Here is a 15809-nt window from a genome sequence, read left to right on the forward strand (position 1 = left end):
GCGATACGTCAGCTGCTCATGGCCGCAGATCAAGGCAACCGCATCGGGGGTCGCGGCCACCACCGCGTCGAACACCTCCACCAACGACACCCCCGCCAGCGGGCGCACCTCACCGTGGCCCGAAGACGCCAAAGCGTCGCGTTCGGTGGGGTCGAGCAGGTCGACGTCACCGATGACCACGGCGGGGTCGCCAAACACGAATCGCGACAGTATGCGACCCAGCACTGCGGCATAGTGCTCCATCCGGGCCCCGTCGTAACGATCGGGGTTCCAAGTGAACTCAACATCGAGTCCATCGCCGGCCAGACGGCTGTACACGTTGACAGCTAGATCCCGGATCGGCCCTGTGGTGAGGACGTTCGTGGTTGCCTTGGAGCTACCAACTGTGACTGGTGCGAAGAAGTCGAGGATATTCACCGTGGGACCGAAGTCCGCAACTATCGCCCGACCTGCCGAACCCCGCGCGACAGCGGCCCAGTCCCGGAAATGTTGGTGTCGCAGGGCACCCGATAGGCTCTCGCCTGTTCGCCGCACAAGGTCGGCGACGGTGTCGTCGGCGTTGAACGCGACAGACAGGGGCAGCAAATTCGACACCATGCCTGCGGTGCTTTTCAGGCGCGCGGTGGTGCGAACGGACACCGGAATAGACAACCGTATGTCGTCGTGGCCCGTGATGTGATGGAGGAAAACCGCCACCGCGGCGATTGCAGCGGCCGCCGTGGAGCGAGTACCGGGTGCGTCGTCGCAGTTAGCGGCTGCTGTCCTCGGCACCAATAGCCTGCTTACCTGCGGATGCTGGGGTGATTCTCGCTGCGCCTGCTTGATGCCTAGCACGTCCGGGCTAGCAGACAGAACGCTGTTCCAGTACTCGGCGTCCCGCTCCCAACGCTGTGAGACGTCGTACGCGGCCTCAGACCGAAGTAGTTCATCGAAGCCGCTGTAGTCCACAACCTCGGGGACCCCGATGTCACTCGTCCGCGAGTATGTCTCAAGAACCTCCTCGATAAGGTTCCTGGCACCGAATCCGTCGAGTACGGCATGATGGCAGCGGACGTAGAAGAAGGACCGGTTGTCCGATATGCGCAACAAGGTCAGTTTGAGCAGTCCGGTCACCGCGACGTCAATGGGTGTCCGATATTCGTCCGCCATCCACGCTTGCGCATCGTCAAACGGGCTATCCGAGTCCCTGAGGTCAAGACATTCGACCTGCCGTGGAAGGGTGGCGTCGGCCACCCAATACGGCTCACCGTGGAATACTCCGAGCCTGACGGACATTAGTCCACATCGAGCGTTGGCTGCTGCCGCAGCCGCGGACAGGCGGTCCAAATTGACAGCGCCACCGATGTCTAGGTAGAGGGCGATCGCGAACGAGACATCGGGCCACATCCGCTGCGCGGTCCAAATTGAGCGCTGCGCGGCGGTGAGCTTCCAGCGTCGTTGCGGCGCGGGATCGGCGATCACGTCGAGCAGCGGGCCGTTGGATGAATTCAACGCCGCGATGTCGAACCGCTCGGGGCCATCGCCTCCCGCAGCGACCTAGGTCTCAGATCCGTCCAATTCGCGTTGATGTACTCCATGCACTCGCCGCGGGAACTCTTGCGGATGACCACGGACCAGCCATTAGGCACCTCGGCGAAGGCTGGCCACAGCGAGTACTGCTCTTCGTCGTTAACCAGGACGTGGAAGTACGCATCCTCGTCGTCGAAAGGGTTACTCACGTTTGTCTCCATTCGAGGGGATCAGTGCGTTTGCCGCGGATGCGCCCCTACCCACCAGTGCTACGGCGGCCGACGGAACCTAGACGAGGCATTAAAATTTTACAGACAATCTGCTTACCGGAAAGCGCTGAGCCGCAGATTCATACGAATGGTGTACGCCCGCGCGGGATGCCAAGTGCCCTGCTGCTCCGCCCGGTCTCGCAGGTGTCCCCACGCTCCCGCCCAGGGACCGAAGCCGTCGTGCGGGCCGGTGGACGGATTATTGTTCGGCGTTCTAGCAATTCCTCTGGTGGCACGGCCCTACCTCACAATGGCGCGTCGCCCTCCCCAACGGCACACCGGTGTGTGTACCTCAGAGATGCCACCGGTCGCAGCTTTCAACGCAACTCCACCGGCGGCCTAGCTGAACTCGGTGGGCGGATCACCGTACCGATCCTGGGGACTGTCAGTCTTCTCGACGCGATTGCTCCGGGTTCCATGCTCAACCAGCTCAGCGAACGCGCCGCCGTTGTGAACGGGCCCGTGCGCAGCGCTGTCGACGGACGCACGTCATGGAGAGTGAGGCTCGCTGCCGGCACAGCAGAGAATCATCGACGCGGACGACGAGACCGGAATTCTCGTGCAAGCCCACGGTGCCGAGTAGCATAAACCGCCATCTTAACCTGTGCATAGTCCGCGTAATAATGGGTTAGGGGAAACGGATTCAAAACCCGTCCAGTGTCAGTTCGAGTCTGACCGGGGGCACCAGACACGCCGGCTCGTCGCTCACCAGGACAACTCCGGTTCCCCGTCGGCAACAGCGATGCCGACACGGTCGTGATGCACGGTCCGCACCCCGAACAGTCGGCCCAGGAGCTCATCGGCGTTCACATCGGCGTGGGCCGACCAACGTCGGACCCGGTGCCGTGCCCGGGACGCCGTGAGCGTCACCGACGCCGACGGTGATCCGTCGAAGTCCACCGTCACCCGACCGCACTCCCCCGGCGCCACATGAGCGGCGAGCAGCGCGAGGGACTCACCGGAGAAGACGACGGGCCCGGCGACCTCGACGACAAACCTGCACCGCGACAACGTCGATGCGCCCGGGTCACCGATCCGGATTCGCGAATCGTGCACGCGCAGCTGGGCAAGCAGCGCGTCGGCGCCTTGGCCGTCGAGCCAGACGGCACCATCCACCCCATGGAGCGCACCGGCGATCGTCTGCATCAGCGATGCCGGGGTGTGACCGTCCGTCGACACCAGCACGACGAAGTCCGGGATCGCGTACCACAGTCCGGCGGTCCTGGCCGCCGGGTCGGTGACGAGCGGGGCCAGTGCAAGGGCTTCGGCGTTCTTCGCCGAGATCCGTTCGGGCACCGAACGCTCGGCCCAATCGGGACCATCGTGCCATGCGACCGCACGGGGTTCGTGTGCGAACACCGCGCCCATCATGAAGGCCCGGTTCGCGAACTCCCAGTCCTCGCCCCCGTACTGGACGAACGACGGATCGAATCCGCCCACGTCGTCGAATAGGTCACGGCTGCAGGTCATCACCGCGCTGATCAGATACTTGTAGCCGTCCCAGGCCGGGGCCAGGAGGTCCGACGTACGGTCGTACGCGTCGACCAGCCACCCGGGTTCGCAGTCGTGCGAACGCTCGAGTTGGCTTCTGTCCGACATCCACTCGACCACCGAGTCCGGGGCGACCTGACTCAGGTCGGCGTGCTTACGCCGCCCGACCACCAGTGCGTCGGGCGCCGCAGCCGGCAACCTGACCGCCCGGCGGATGTAGTCGGCGGTCGGAACCGTGTCGGCATCGAGGAAACACAACACCGATCCGCTCGACGCCGCGACTCCCAGATTGCGGGCGGCGGCCGCCCGAAAGCCCTTGTCCTCCTGCGACATCACCGTGATGGTCAATCGGGATGTCCACGCGCTCACATCCGGCGAAAGGGACGAGCCGTCGTCGGCGACCACCACCTCGAGTCGATCAGCCGGGTAGGACTGCGCCGTCAACGCCTCGAGAACGAGCGCGAGTTGGCGTGGCTGGTTGTAGTACGGGATCACCACACTCACCAGCGGCGTCGACGAGGTGTCGGCGACGAGGTCCCAACGGTTGTCGGGCACGATGGTCCGACCGTCGTCGAGTCTGATGACGCTCACGCACTCCACCGCTGCAACAGGCGATCGTGAGTTCGGCCGACATCGGCAACCGTGGGCGACGGGGTCACCTCCGGATCGATCCAGGTGTCCGTGGGACGCCGGAACGCACGCTCGATGGCGGCCCGCAGCGCACCGTCGTCGTTGGCGTGCATCGTCAACACGCCCGGCGATCGAGCAGCGAGTTCCTCGGTGTAGACGGTGTGCGGGACCAGCGGCTTGCGCCCTGCGGAGATCCAGGAGTTGATCGAACCGGATGCCGACATGTGCCGGTGGTAGGCGACGGGCACCGTGACCTCGGCCGACGCCCGGCGGAGTTCGTCGTCGGTCAGATAGCCCGTGATCGTGCATCGCCGCCCCATGTCCGCGGCGACTTTGGCGAGGTCGTCGGCGAGATCCTCATGGCCGGGTGACGGAGTGCCGAGCGCCACGAAGCCGATGGACGGATCCAGACCGGACATCGCCTGCAGCGTCTCCAGATGCCCCTTCCCGGGATAGAGGTAGCCGAGCACACCGACGGTCAATTCGGTTGACTCCGAGGGCTTGTCGACACGAACCGTGTCGAACATCAGCGGAACCACCTCCGGGTCGATCGACGCGTCGACGTGTTCGGCGAAGAGCGAGGCCTCGTGCCGGCTCGACACGATCACACCCGTCGCGGCTCGGGCCACCGATCGGAAGAACTCGATGCGTGCCTGCATCGCTCGTCCATCCGAGGGTTGGGGTAGGTCGTGCAACGTCACCGAGACCGGCCGGCGAAGTGCTGCGATCATGCCCAGCAGGTTGTCGCGTGCTCGCGATGGGTTACGTCCGAACAGGCGATCGGTCACGTGGATGTGCACGAGCGCGCAGTCAGTCAGACCCGGAGGGATGCCGGCGCAGCGTGTACGCATGTGCGCGAGCCGGTGATCGGCACCCTCGGCGATCACCGCATCGAAGACCGATTGGGCATACCGCACCACACCGTGCGACCGGGGTCCGACGAGGAGGTGACCGACCGGCCGCGTCATGACAGTCCCAAGATCTCGATGAGTTCGCCGTATCGATCCAGGACGGCATCGATGAACTCGGGATGCTCGGCGTACCAGTGCATCTGACGGCGGTGGACATCCTCTTCGGTCACCACAGTGCCGTCGACGTCCCAGGACGTCCGCGGGGAAGCCTCGATATCGAGCGCATCGATCACCCGTCGTTGCAACGGCGTTCGGATGTTGCCGAGCAGCTCGCGCGACGGTGGGACCGGTGCCGACGCCCCGAGTGCGTCGAGGATTCGGGCGCCAAGGGCCAGCAAGACCCGGTTTCCAGGATGGTTGATCGTATGGGCGGCGCCGGACCCGGCTTCGAGCAGGATGTCGGAGATCCCGATGTCACAGTTGCGGCGCTCGCGGACCTCGAGTTGGCGCACACTCCACTGTGCTGCCTCTCGTAAGCGGTCGGCCGCGACGTCGACGTCCCATTCGTCGAAGCGTTGGCGGTCGTCCCTCACCGCGAGGACCGTTCGGAGATCGTGATACGGCACAGCGGCGGGTACCGCGGACGGTTGGGCGGGATGTCGGGCGATGACCTGGAAGGGGTACAAGCCGCCGTAGCGGATGACCGGCCACACGATGACCGACGCCGAGGGCGCCATGTCGGCCAGGTCGGGTCCACCGATGGGCAGTCCCCGATAGCCGGCGCGCACCGGTTGGGACACGATGACGGCGGCTCTGCGGAGGAGGTCCTCGACCCGGACGATGTCGGTCGTCTCGAGTTCGTGAACAGGCGGGACGCGAACGGTCCGGAACGGAAGATCCGGGGAGCTCGACACCACGATCCGCAAGGCTTCGGCCTGACAATTCCCCCAGACGACGAGCAGCTCCCGGTCGTCGGGCACCGGCGGCTCGGAGACGCCGTAGAACTCGCCGTAGTGTCGTGTCCGCCCATCCACCGGCGGCCCATCGACAGGAACGCGGTGACCCGGGGTCATACGAGCTCCGCAATGGTCACGCGACGCGATGGCTGTCTCGTCATCAGTTCTGATTCCCCTCTCGAACAACCGGGCCCCGGACCTCCCGTATATCCGTTTTGCCCGCCGAGGAATCATCGACTTGATCACAGCACCGGACCGCCATCCGCACCGCGACGGTAGCGACGGCTACGGCCCCGGTGACCAGGTCATCGGGGCCGTAGCCGCGTCGAGGGCGCTCGCGTCAGAGGGTGCGCGCGATGATCTCTTTCATGATCTCGTTGGTGCCCGCGTAGATCTTCTGCACGCGGTTGTCGGCCCAGAGCCGCGCGATCGGGTACTCGTTCATGTAGCCGTAGCCGCCGAACAGCTGTAGGCACTCATCGGCAACCACCATGGCGCGATCGCTGGTCCACCACTTGGCCATCGCCACGGTCGGGATGTCGAGCTCACCCTTGAGGTGCTTGGTGATGCAGTCGTCGACGAACACGCGTCCGATGCGCGTCTCGGTGGCCGCCTCGGCGAGTTTGAACTTGGTGTTCTGGAAGCTGAAGATCGGCCGGCCGAAAGCCGTGCGGTCCTTGGTGTAGGCGATGGTCTCGGCAACTGCCTTCTCCATACCCGCGACCGACGCCACCGCGATGATGAGCCGCTCCTGCGGGAGCTGCTGCATCAATTGAACGAATCCCTGTCCCTCCTCGGCGCCGAGGAGGTTCGAGGTGGGGACACGCACACCGTCGAAGAACAGTTCCGAGGTGTCCTGCCCGCGCTGGCCGACCTTGTCGAGCACCCGGCCGCGACGGAATCCGTCCCGCTCGGCCTCGACCAGGATGAGGGAGATGCCCTTGGCACCCTCGGAGATGTCGGTCTTGGCGACGACGATGATGATGTCGGCCTGGCTGCCGTTGGTGATGAACGTCTTCGAGCCGTCGATGACGTACTCGTCACCCTGCTTGATGGCCTTGGTCTTGACGCTTTGCAGGTCAGACCCGGTACCCGGCTCGGTCATCGCGATGGCGCCGACGGCCTCGCCGCTGGCCATCTTCGGCAGCCAGGTGGTCTTCTGCTCCTCCGAGCCGTATTCGAGGATGTAGTGCGCAACGATGCCGTTGTGCAGGCTGACACCCCAGGAGCTGTCGGCGACGCGCGCCTGCTCCTCGATCAGCACGGCCTCATGGGCGAAGGTGCCCCCGCCGCCGCCGTACTCCTCGGGGATGGACATGCAGAGCAGGCCGAGCTCGCCGGCCTTGTTCCACAGGTCGCGGTCGACGTGGTGCTGTTCGATGAACTTCTCGGCGTTCGGCTTGATCTCCTTTTCGCAGAAACTGCGAGCCAGATCGCGCAGCGCGCTGAGATCGTCGTCTTCCCAAGAGGACCGTTCGGCCATGGTGTGCGTACCTATCCACGAGTGACAATGTCAACGGCGAGCGTAACAGTGCTCGTTGGCAACGTCACGCCATGGTCGTCGGGGCCCAAGCGAACACCGGATCACCCGCGGCCGCGGAGTACGTTCTTCTGGATCTTGCCCGTCGAGGTCTTCGGCAGGTCGGCGAACACGATCTCCTTGGGCACCTTGAACCGGGCGAGGGTTCCGCGCGCGAAGTCGATGAGCTCACCGGCGGTCACCGTGGCTCCGGCCCGCACGCTGACATAGGCGATCGGCACCTCCCCCCAGCGTTCATCGCGCCGGCCGACGACCGCGGACTCGACGACGTCGGGGTGCCCGTCGAGCACTCGCTCCACCTCGACCGAGGCGATGTTCTCGCCGCCGGAGATGATGACGTCCTTGCTGCGGTCCCGGATCTCGACGTAGCCGTCGGAGTGCATCACCGCGAGATCGCCGGTGCGCAGCCAGCCGTCGATCGTGGCCGCCGCGGTGGCCTCGGGATCGCGGTAGTAGCCGAGCATGACGTTGTTGCCGCGGACGACCAGCTCACCGATGGTCTCGGCGTCGGCCGGGACATCCTGTCCTCCGTCGGACACCACGCGAACCCGGCCGGCCACGATGTTCCCGATCCCCTGCCGCGCCTTGCGGACGGCACGTTCGTCGTCGGTGGCGTCATCCCATTGGGGCTGCCACTGATTCACCACGATCGGCCCGAAGGTCTCGGTCAGGCCGTAGAGATGGGTGATCTCGATGCCGAGTCCGGCCATCCGGGCGAGGAGCGCGGGCGATGGTGGCGCACCTCCGGTGGCAGCCTGAACGACGCGTTCGAGCCGAGCGGCCGATGCGTCTTCGGCGATCATGGTGAGCACGGTGGGCGCCGCACTGAAATGGGTCACCCCGTCGTCGACGAGGTGGCGCCAGATCTGTGCGGTGTCGATGCTCCGCAGGCAGACGTTCGTACCGCCCGCGGCGATCACCGCCCAGGTGAAACACCAACCGTCACAGTGGAACATCGGCAGCGTCCACAGGTATTTCGATCCCGGTCCCAGACCGGAGTGATACGCCATCGCCACGGACTGCAGGTACGCACCGCGATGGTGGTACATGACGCCCTTCGGCCGGCCGGTCGTCCCCGACGTGTAGTTGATGGCGAGCAGGCCTCGCTCGTCCGGCGTCCGCCGGACCGGCTCTCCGGCCTCGGCGAGGAGGGCCTCGTACTCGTCGGCGCCGTCCGCCGACCCGCCGATCACCAGGCGGATACCCACCTCGGCGGCGACGGCACGTGCCAGATCGGCGAACTCGACGGTGGCGACGAGAAGGGTCGCGCCGCTGTGCTCCAGGATGTAGACCAACTCGGGCTCGGCGAGCCGAATGTTCAACGGCACCAGCACCGATCCGTGCGCAGGCACCGCGCTGTGCAGCTCCAGCATCACGTGCGAGTTGGTGCACAGCGCGGCAACCCGGTCGCCTGCGCCGACCCCGAGTCCGTCGAGAACGGCGGTCAGTCGGCCCACCCGCTGGTGGAGTTCGGCGTAATCGATGCAACGGTCGCCGTCGACGATCGCGGTGCGGTCGGCGAAGGCGGTTGCGGCACGGTCCAGGAAGGATGCCGGGCTGAGTTCGGTGAAGGTGAAGTCAGCCGGAGTCGCCCGCGGGGATCCCGAATGCCGTTGCCCGTCAATTGTCACCGGTGTCCGCCTCCTGTTCCACCTGCCTGATGGCTGCGATGATACTGGCGGCCGAGGCGTCGACCCAGGTGTTCGCCACGTGCGGTGCCGACGCGGCGGCGACTGCCAGAGCCTCGATCTCGGCGGCGGAGGGATCGGCCATGTCGAGGTCGGCGAGCCGCGTCGGCAGGCCGACCGCGGTCAGGAAACGGCGTATCTCACCACGGTCGACCTCCGCGTCGTCCTCGAGCGCCAACTGCACCAGCAGTCCGTAGGCGACGTGGTAGCCGTGAAGATGCCTCGCCGAGCCGCGCCCGACCTGTAGACCGCGAGTCATGCAGTGCGCGATCGAGAGTCCGCCGTTCTCATAACCGATGCCCGACAACAGGATCACCGCCTCGACGACTGCCTCGAGTTCGGGGGTGACGCTGCCCGCGATCGCGTCGCGGATCGCGGTCTCTCCGTCGCGCAGCAGGATTCGGGAACACCCTGTCGCGATGACCTCGCCGATGGCGAGTGGCCGGGTTCCCTGCGTGGTGACGCCACTCCCGCGGGCGCACGACCGCGCCTCGTACCGTTTTGCCAGCGCGTCCCCGACCCCGGAGATCAGGAACCGGATCGGCGCCTTGGCGATCACCGCGGTGTCGACGAGCACCGCAGCCGGATTGGTCGGCAGCCGTCCCAACTCGGAGAGGCGGCCGAGTTCGTCGTACAACGCGAACACACTCGCCGTCGGTCCGTCGTTGGAGGCGACCGTGGGTACCGAGACCATCGGTCGGTCCAGGTGCGCGGCAACCCCCTTGGCGATGTCCAGGGCTTTGCCACCGCCGATGCCTACGACGACGTCACCGCCTCCCGTGACCAGGTCGAGGGTGGAGGCGATCGCGTTCCTGGTCACCGGACCGGACACCGGCAGGACCTGGGCGCGCAATCCGGCGCTCGCCAGCGACGCCTGCACCCTCGAGCCGAACAGGTCGGCAACCGCGGCATCGATCACGACGATCGGCGCGGTGCCGACGTCGGCCACCACCGCACCGAGATCGTCGAGCACACCGGGCCCCTGCAGGTACTGGCCAGGAGCCGCAAAGCGGCGCACCGAGCGAACGACGCCGAGCCCGTCGAGGACGGCGCTCACGCGTGATGCCATTCGCCGGTGATGACCGCGCGGGTGATGGCGGGCTCGTCGAGCCCGAACAGCGCCTCGTTGTAGCCCTGAGAACCGCAGGGGTGAAACCGATCCCCGAGACCGATCCTGGTGACCGGCACCGAGATCCCGCGATCGGCGAGGGTCTCCACAACCGCGGTGCCGAGACCGCCGGACCGCAGCCCGTTCTCGACGGTCACGATCCGACCGACGTCTGCGGCGACGGCGGCGATCGCGTCGGTGTCGAGGGGCTTGATGGTCGGGACGTGCAAGACCGCCGTCGACACCCCGGCCGCTTCAGCGGCCTCGGCGGCCTTCAGCGCCCGTGCCGTCATGAATCCGGTGCCGATCACCGCGACGTCGCGGCCCGGCCGCAGCATGCGCGCCCGCCCGATCTCGAAGTCGAAGTCGTTCTCGTCGAAGACGACCGGCACCTTGCCGCGCAGATTGCGGATGTAGAAGGTACCCGGAGTCGCCGCGGCGGCGCGGATCACGTGACGGAGTTCCACCGCGTCGCAGGGATCGATGACGGTCAGGTCGGGAATGGCACGCATCACGACCAGGTCCTCGAGCGACTGGTGGGTCGCACCATACGGATTCACCAATCCGGGCGATCCGGCGACGATCTTCACGTCGGCCTTGCTGTGAGCGCACGACACCGCGATGAAGTCGAGCGCCCGGCGGGTCAGGAACGCCGCGTACGTCGCGCAGAACGCGACCTTGCCGACCTTCGCCAGCCCGGCCGCCATCATCACGGCGTTCTGCTCCGCCATCCCGGCGTTGAAGTAGCGCTCCGGGAATCGATCCCGGAACGGGATGATGTCGGAGTACTTGGACATGTCGGCACTCAGCCCGACGATCCGCTCGTCGCGTGCACCGAGTTCGGCGAGTTCGGTGCCGAACGGCGCGCGCTCATAAGGTCCCTCGACCTCGGCGATCTCACCCATGCCGCCCGCGCGGTTCTTCAGCTCAGCCACGATTCTCCTCCAGTTCCGCGATCAATCCGGCCCACTCGGTGTCGTCGACGCGGACGAAGTGGGCCCGTTCCCGGGCCACCAGGGTGGGTACACCCGTTCCCGGTGTGGTGCGCGCGATCAGCACGCGGGGAACGTCATCGGGCGCGGCCGCCAGCGCGTCGAGCGCTGCTGTGATCGCGGTGATGTCGTTACCGTCCACCTCCTCGACGGCCCACCCGAATGCGGACCACTTGGCCGCGATCGGTTCCATGTTCAGCACGATCGGACCGTCGGCCTGGATTCCGTTGCAGTCCACGACCGCGGTGATGGAGCCGAGACCGAAGCTGGCCGCGGACATCGCCGACTCCCAGGTCGAACCCTCCTGCAGCTCTCCGTCGGACAGCTCGACGACGATCTTCTGATCGCCGCCGTCGAGGCGCAGCCCCAGCGCCATCCCGACGGCCTGACCGAGACCGTGGCCCAGCGAACCACCGGTGATCTCGACTCCCGGGGTCTCGTCGAAGGTGCTCATCGGCAGCTCGCTGCCGTTGAGGCCGTAGTCGGCGATCTGCTCCTCGGTCAGGATGCCCAGTTCGGCCAGCACCGCATACAGTGCGATCGAATAATGGCCGGTGGACATCAAGAACCGGTCGCGTCCGGGCGAATCGGGGACCTTCGGATCGAACCGCAGCTGTCGGAAGTAGATCACTGCCAGCAGATCTGCGATGCCGAGTCCCTGGGCGATGTATCCCTCCCCCTTGTCGGCCGCCATCCGCATCATCGTGGCCCGCAGCCGGAAGGCGGTGTCGGCGATATCGGTGGTCGATGGTTGGTCGACCTCGTTGTGCACGAGCATGTCTCAGGTGCCCTCTCTGGTCAGTTCGGCGTCGGCCGAGTGGAATGTGCCGTCGATGGTGATGCCGCCGTCGACCCGCAGCACGGTGCCGGTGACGAACGAGGCATCGGTCGAGGCGAGGAACGAGGCGGCGGCAGCGACCTCGTCGGGAGATCCGAACCGCCGCAACGGGGTCCGGCTCAGTAGGCGCCGTTCGTCGAGCGTTCCGGACTCGATGCCCGAGCGCATCATGCCGGTGTCGATGTAACCGGGCGCCACCGCGTTGACCCGGATACCGTGCGGCCCCCATTCCGCAGCCAGTGTTCGGGTGATACCGAGAACCCCGGATTTGGCTGCGGTGTAGGCCAGTCGGTGTGGCAGACCGAATGTGGACCCCACCGAGGCGAGGTTGATGATCGAAGCGGTCGGCGACTCGCGCAGCAGGTCGAACGCCTCCCGGCTGCACCTCATCGTGCCGCCGAGATGGACATCGAGTTCGGCCTGCCAACGCCCGGAATCGATCTCCTCGGCATTGGTGCGGGAGATGATCCCGGCGTTGTTGATCAAGGTGTCGAGCCGGCCGTGAGTTCGCCGGATCGACTCGACACCTCGACGCACCGAGTCGTCATCGGTCACATCGACCACCAGTGCGGTCCCCGAGACGTCGGCGGCGGCCTGATCGGCCCGGCCGGCGTCGATGTCGGCGACGACCACGCGATGACCATCGGCATGCAGCCTCCGCGCCATCGCGAGGCCGAGGCCCTGTCCCCCGCCGGTGATCAGCACGACCGATCCGGGTGCGGTCACACGTCCGGTACTCATCGTCCGGACACCTCGCGGACGGCCATGTCGCCCTCCGCGGCGGCGATCTCGTTGGCGTCGTGGGTGGTGTCGAAGGGTTCCCAGCGGATGAGCATGCAGATGGCCGCGCCGATCAGCGGCACCGCGACGAAGATCGTGATGGTCGTGGACAGCCCGAGCGATTCCGACATCCGCGGGAAGGCGTAGAGACCGACGATGCCGCCGATACTCTGCGAGATCGTGGCCAGCTGACCGCCGCGGCCGCGCAGATCGGACGGATAAGCCATGGCCGCCATCGTCAGACCGGACGCACCGGGTCCCGCCGAGTGGAAGAAGATGAACATCGCGGGGACGATGAACGCGAGCAGGATGGGCAGCGAGTCGAAGAACACGCCGAGGACCAGGATCATCGCGGCGACTGCCAGGAAGCCGTATCTGGCAGCACCATTCGCGCCCAGCTTCGAGGCCACCCAGATCGAGGCGATACCGCCGACGATGCCGAACACGTTGAACACGATCGAACCGAAGGTCGCCTCGCCGAAATTGTCACCGAAGAGGCTGAGCGCGATGACCGGCAGGTAGTAGGCAACGGCGTAGTACTGCAGTGCCTGCATCATGGTGACCACGTTCGCCAGGACGGTCCTCGCCCGGAAACGCGTGCTGAACAGTTCGGTGAATCGTCGCTCCTTCTTCGGCTCCTCGATGGCTGCGTCGAGGTGTCCGGTGGGGTAGGTGGCATCGATCCCGTACATCGCCTTCAGCGACGTGGTCAGCTCGGGGAGCCTGCCCTTCTTGGCGAGCCAGCGCGGGCTGTCGGGCATGAGGGCGAACTGAGCGATGGCGACGACGAAGGCGAAGACGGCGGCGGTGACCAGTCCCCAGCGCCAGATGCTCAGTCCGACATCGAGGTGGTAGAGACCCAGGACGATGGCCAGCGCGACGACGGTCGAGATGTACCACTGGGCCTGCCAGAAGTTGAGCAGGTACTGACGCTTCTTGGGCAGATTCTCCGACAGGTAGGCCATCGCGACGCCCAGGTCGACTCCGTAGGCGGCGCCGGCGATACAGCGTGCGAGGACGAGCATCGCGAAACTCGGTGCCGCAGCCATCATCAGCGCGGCGATGACGGCGACGACCTTGGCGACCACCATGATCCGGACGCGTCCGTAGCGGTCGGCGAGCAGGCCACATGTCGCGGCCGCGATGAGCGTTGCGACGTAGCCGTAGGCGCTGACCAGGCCCACACCGTTGGCGTCGAGGTTGAGCTGCTCACTCATCGGTGCGGTACCGGAACTCAACACCGCGAGGAAGTACGCCTCGAAGGCGATGCCGGCGAGTCCGAGCACCAGCATGAGTTTGTGTCTGCGGGTCTTGATGTCCTCGGCGTCGACGAGGTCGTCGACCTCGGCGACCGAGGTGAACGCCCGATTTCGGGCAGGCAGAAGTTGGGTCATCAGAGTATCCGTTCAGGAGCACCCACCGTGCGGGCGGGTGAATCGATTGGTCGCTGAACCGAGAGATGTTGTGGCGCAGCATTGATGACGGATCAGCGCACAACCGCGCCGAACCGGATGGATGAACTAGAGATGTGTCAGCAGGTCGCCCAAGGTGTCGAGGAGGTGATCGGGTTCGTGATCGGCGAGTGTGTCGTGTCCGTAATATCCGTAGGTGGCACCCATCGTTCGGGTGCCCGCGGCGGCCCCGGCCCGAATGTCCTGAGGGCCGTCACCGATGTACCAGGTATGGGCCGGGTCGAGCCCGGTCCGCTCCAGTCCGAGTAGAACCGGGGCCGGATGCGGCTTGCGTTCTTGCGTGTCGTCGGCGGTGACGATGGTCGCGAACAGGTCGACGTCGATCGCGAGGTACTCGAGATCTCTCTCCACCCGACTCATCCGCTTGTTCGTGACGATGCCGACGGTGACGTCCCGGTCGGCGAGCTCGCCCAGCGTCTCGCGCAGTCCCGGGTAGGCGGTCACTCGTGTATACGCACTCGAGATGTAGTGTGCGCCATACGCGTTCTCGAGTTCGAGCGGATCGCCGTCGGACCACCTGGCGAAGATCTCGGGCGGACGTGGCGCCATCAAGGCGCTCGGGTCCTCGAGTTCCCCGGGCAGAGGCCGTCCGAGTTGGTTCTCGAACGTCGCTCGATACGCCTCGATGATCGCGAATCTCGAGTCGATGAGCGTGCCGTCCAGATCGAACAGCACACCTCGGGTCGACACGTGGGTCCCCGACTCGGCAGCGGCCGTGCCCGCCGGGGAGCTCATGCCTGTCCCTGCCGCGGGGTGAACGCGAAGAACTCGCGCGGGTTCTCCACGAAGACCCGCTCGGCGATGTCGGCGGGCAGGCGATCGCGAATCTGCTTCAGCAAACCCGCGAATCCTGGTCCTCCCCCGTGGTGGGGCTGGTAGGACGGACGGCCCAGATCGCCCGAGACCATGATCTTGGTGAAGCCCTCGTCGACAAGGCGCCGGACGTAGTCGACGCGAATCTCATCGGAGGGGTACTTGGGTTTGGTCCAGTGATCGAAACCCAGCCACACGCCGGTCCGGGCGACCTCACGGAGGTAGCCGTAGTCGAGGTTGCGGTCCAGATGCCCGATGAGGACGTGGTCGGGGTCGACGCCCAGGTCGGCGAACCCGTTCGCCTGCAAGTCGCCGAGAGTACCGGCCTGGCAGTGCGTGGAGATCGGCGCGCCGGTCATGAGATGCGCGCTGGCGACTGCCTGCTGGACCTTCCGCTCGTCGTCGCGGATCTCGTCCGTGCGACACGTGCCGAATTTGATCACGCCGGCAAGCGCCGAGGTGTTGTCGGTTCCGGCGGTCACATCGGCGACGAACCGCGCGGCGATCTCGTCGACCGATTCGGTCGCGACCGTATCCGGGTAGTAGATCCCCTTCTGATAACCACTTGCACTGACGATGTGCACGTTGGAGGCCTTCGCCACGGCGAGTAACCCGGATGCGTTGCGGCCGTAGTCGGCCGTTGTCATCTCGATCAGCGCCCCGCCGCCCAGTCCATCGAAGTCCGCCACTTCGGCGATGGCCGCGTCGACACGGTCGAGCACCATGTCGGGGTCCTTGTCCTGCGCCCACTTCGGCGGTTTGGTGAAGAGGTGTTCATGGCACAGGGTCACTCCGAGATTCTCCGGGGCGATGTCGCCGAGCACGGTCCTGATGACGGGCACGAGTTCTCCGTTTCGGGGGTCGAGAAGGGT

At 66.1% G+C, this 15809-nt stretch carries 14 protein-coding genes and 1 tRNA gene; 1 reads left to right on the top strand and 14 read right to left on the bottom strand.

From position 1 onward, the window contains the following. Window positions 1-1491, bottom strand: a 1491-nt coding sequence (locus ACFW3F_RS18370; protein WP_388059869.1) for a condensation domain-containing protein, incomplete at its 3' end; no start/stop codon positions are given. After that, complete coding sequence (locus ACFW3F_RS18375; protein WP_388059871.1) at window positions 1488-1718, bottom strand: MbtH family protein; 231 nt, start codon at window positions 1716-1718, stop codon at window positions 1488-1490. The genes ACFW3F_RS18370 and ACFW3F_RS18375, both read right to left, overlap by 4 nt. A 651-nt stretch (window positions 1719-2369) precedes the next feature. Between ACFW3F_RS18375 and ACFW3F_RS18380 the strand changes: the two genes are divergently transcribed. Beyond that, window positions 2370-2465 (top strand) — tRNA-Leu (locus ACFW3F_RS18380). 18 nt (window positions 2466-2483) lie between these two features. On the opposite strand, the gene ACFW3F_RS18385 is transcribed toward ACFW3F_RS18380, so the two are convergent. The 12 genes from ACFW3F_RS18385 to ACFW3F_RS18440 form a co-directional block, all read right to left on the bottom strand. Next, complete coding sequence (locus ACFW3F_RS18385; protein WP_388059873.1) at window positions 2484-3860, bottom strand: glycosyltransferase; 1377 nt, start codon at window positions 3858-3860, stop codon at window positions 2484-2486. Then, window positions 3857-4867: a hypothetical protein gene (locus ACFW3F_RS18390; protein ID WP_388059875.1), complete on the bottom strand. Its 1011-nt coding sequence runs from the start codon at window positions 4865-4867 to the stop codon at window positions 3857-3859. The genes ACFW3F_RS18385 and ACFW3F_RS18390 overlap by 4 nt, the downstream gene beginning before the upstream one ends. Further along, window positions 4864-5823: a WcbI family polysaccharide biosynthesis putative acetyltransferase gene (locus ACFW3F_RS18395; protein WP_388059877.1), complete on the bottom strand. Its 960-nt coding sequence runs from the start codon at window positions 5821-5823 to the stop codon at window positions 4864-4866. Before ACFW3F_RS18395 ends, ACFW3F_RS18390 begins: the two co-directional genes overlap by 4 nt. A gap of 223 nt (window positions 5824-6046) precedes the next feature. After that, window positions 6047-7189: an acyl-CoA dehydrogenase family protein gene (locus ACFW3F_RS18400; protein WP_388059879.1), complete on the bottom strand. Its 1143-nt coding sequence runs from the start codon at window positions 7187-7189 to the stop codon at window positions 6047-6049. Between the two features lie 101 nt (window positions 7190-7290). Continuing rightward, window positions 7291-8877: an AMP-binding protein gene (locus tag ACFW3F_RS18405; protein ID WP_388059881.1), complete on the bottom strand. Its 1587-nt coding sequence runs from the start codon at window positions 8875-8877 to the stop codon at window positions 7291-7293. Then, window positions 8867-10003: an iron-containing alcohol dehydrogenase gene (locus ACFW3F_RS18410; RefSeq protein WP_388059883.1), complete on the bottom strand. Its 1137-nt coding sequence runs from the start codon at window positions 10001-10003 to the stop codon at window positions 8867-8869. Before ACFW3F_RS18410 ends, ACFW3F_RS18405 begins: the two co-directional genes overlap by 11 nt. Further along, window positions 9988-10977, bottom strand: a complete 990-nt coding sequence (locus ACFW3F_RS18415; protein ID WP_388059885.1) for a transketolase family protein — start codon at window positions 10975-10977, stop codon at window positions 9988-9990. Before ACFW3F_RS18415 ends, ACFW3F_RS18410 begins: the two co-directional genes overlap by 16 nt. After that, complete coding sequence (locus tag ACFW3F_RS18420) at window positions 10970-11812, bottom strand: transketolase (protein ID WP_388059886.1); 843 nt, start codon at window positions 11810-11812, stop codon at window positions 10970-10972. Before ACFW3F_RS18420 ends, ACFW3F_RS18415 begins: the two co-directional genes overlap by 8 nt. Window positions 11813-11815: 3 nt before the next feature. Further along, window positions 11816-12613, bottom strand: coding sequence for an SDR family NAD(P)-dependent oxidoreductase (locus ACFW3F_RS18425; protein ID WP_388059887.1), 798 nt, complete (start codon window positions 12611-12613; stop codon window positions 11816-11818). Beyond that, the gene (locus tag ACFW3F_RS18430; RefSeq protein ID WP_388059888.1) at window positions 12610-14046 is read right to left on the bottom strand and encodes an MFS transporter; all 1437 of its coding nucleotides are present in this window, start codon (window positions 14044-14046) and stop codon (window positions 12610-12612) included. Before ACFW3F_RS18430 ends, ACFW3F_RS18425 begins: the two co-directional genes overlap by 4 nt. A 126-nt stretch (window positions 14047-14172) precedes the next feature. Next, the gene (locus ACFW3F_RS18435) at window positions 14173-14859 is read right to left on the bottom strand and encodes an HAD family hydrolase (RefSeq protein ID WP_388059890.1); all 687 of its coding nucleotides are present in this window, start codon (window positions 14857-14859) and stop codon (window positions 14173-14175) included. After that, entirely contained in the window at window positions 14856-15779 is a 924-nt protein-coding gene (locus tag ACFW3F_RS18440) for a phosphotriesterase (protein ID WP_388059892.1), read from the bottom strand. The genes ACFW3F_RS18435 and ACFW3F_RS18440 overlap by 4 nt, the downstream gene beginning before the upstream one ends. Window positions 15780-15809 lie beyond the last annotated feature (30 nt).

The sequence above is a fragment of the Gordonia sp. NPDC058843 genome (assembly GCF_042743165.1).
In the GTDB taxonomy this organism is placed as follows: Bacteria; Actinomycetota; Actinomycetes; order Mycobacteriales; family Mycobacteriaceae; genus Gordonia.

Bases quoted from the DNA above. Each gene is read 5' to 3' on its own strand.
- ACFW3F_RS18400 (WP_388059879.1), bottom strand. From the start codon at position 7,189: ATGGCCGAACGGTCCTCTTGGGAAGACGACGATCTCAGCGCGCTGCGC.
- ACFW3F_RS18395 (WP_388059877.1), bottom strand. From the start codon at position 5,823: ATGACCCCGGGTCACCGCGTTCCTGTCGATGGGCCGCCGGTGGATGGG.
- ACFW3F_RS18435 (WP_388059890.1), bottom strand. From the start codon at position 14,859: ATGAGCTCCCCGGCGGGCACGGCCGCTGCCGAGTCGGGGACCCACGTG.
- ACFW3F_RS18420 (WP_388059886.1), bottom strand. From the start codon at position 11,812: ATGCTCGTGCACAACGAGGTCGACCAACCATCGACCACCGATATCGCC.
- ACFW3F_RS18425 (WP_388059887.1), bottom strand. From the start codon at position 12,613: ATGAGTACCGGACGTGTGACCGCACCCGGATCGGTCGTGCTGATCACC.
- ACFW3F_RS18390 (WP_388059875.1), bottom strand. From the start codon at position 4,867: ATGACGCGGCCGGTCGGTCACCTCCTCGTCGGACCCCGGTCGCACGGT.
- ACFW3F_RS18410 (WP_388059883.1), bottom strand. From the start codon at position 10,003: ATGGCATCACGCGTGAGCGCCGTCCTCGACGGGCTCGGCGTCGTTCGC.
- ACFW3F_RS18430 (WP_388059888.1), bottom strand. From the start codon at position 14,046: ATGACCCAACTTCTGCCTGCCCGAAATCGGGCGTTCACCTCGGTCGCC.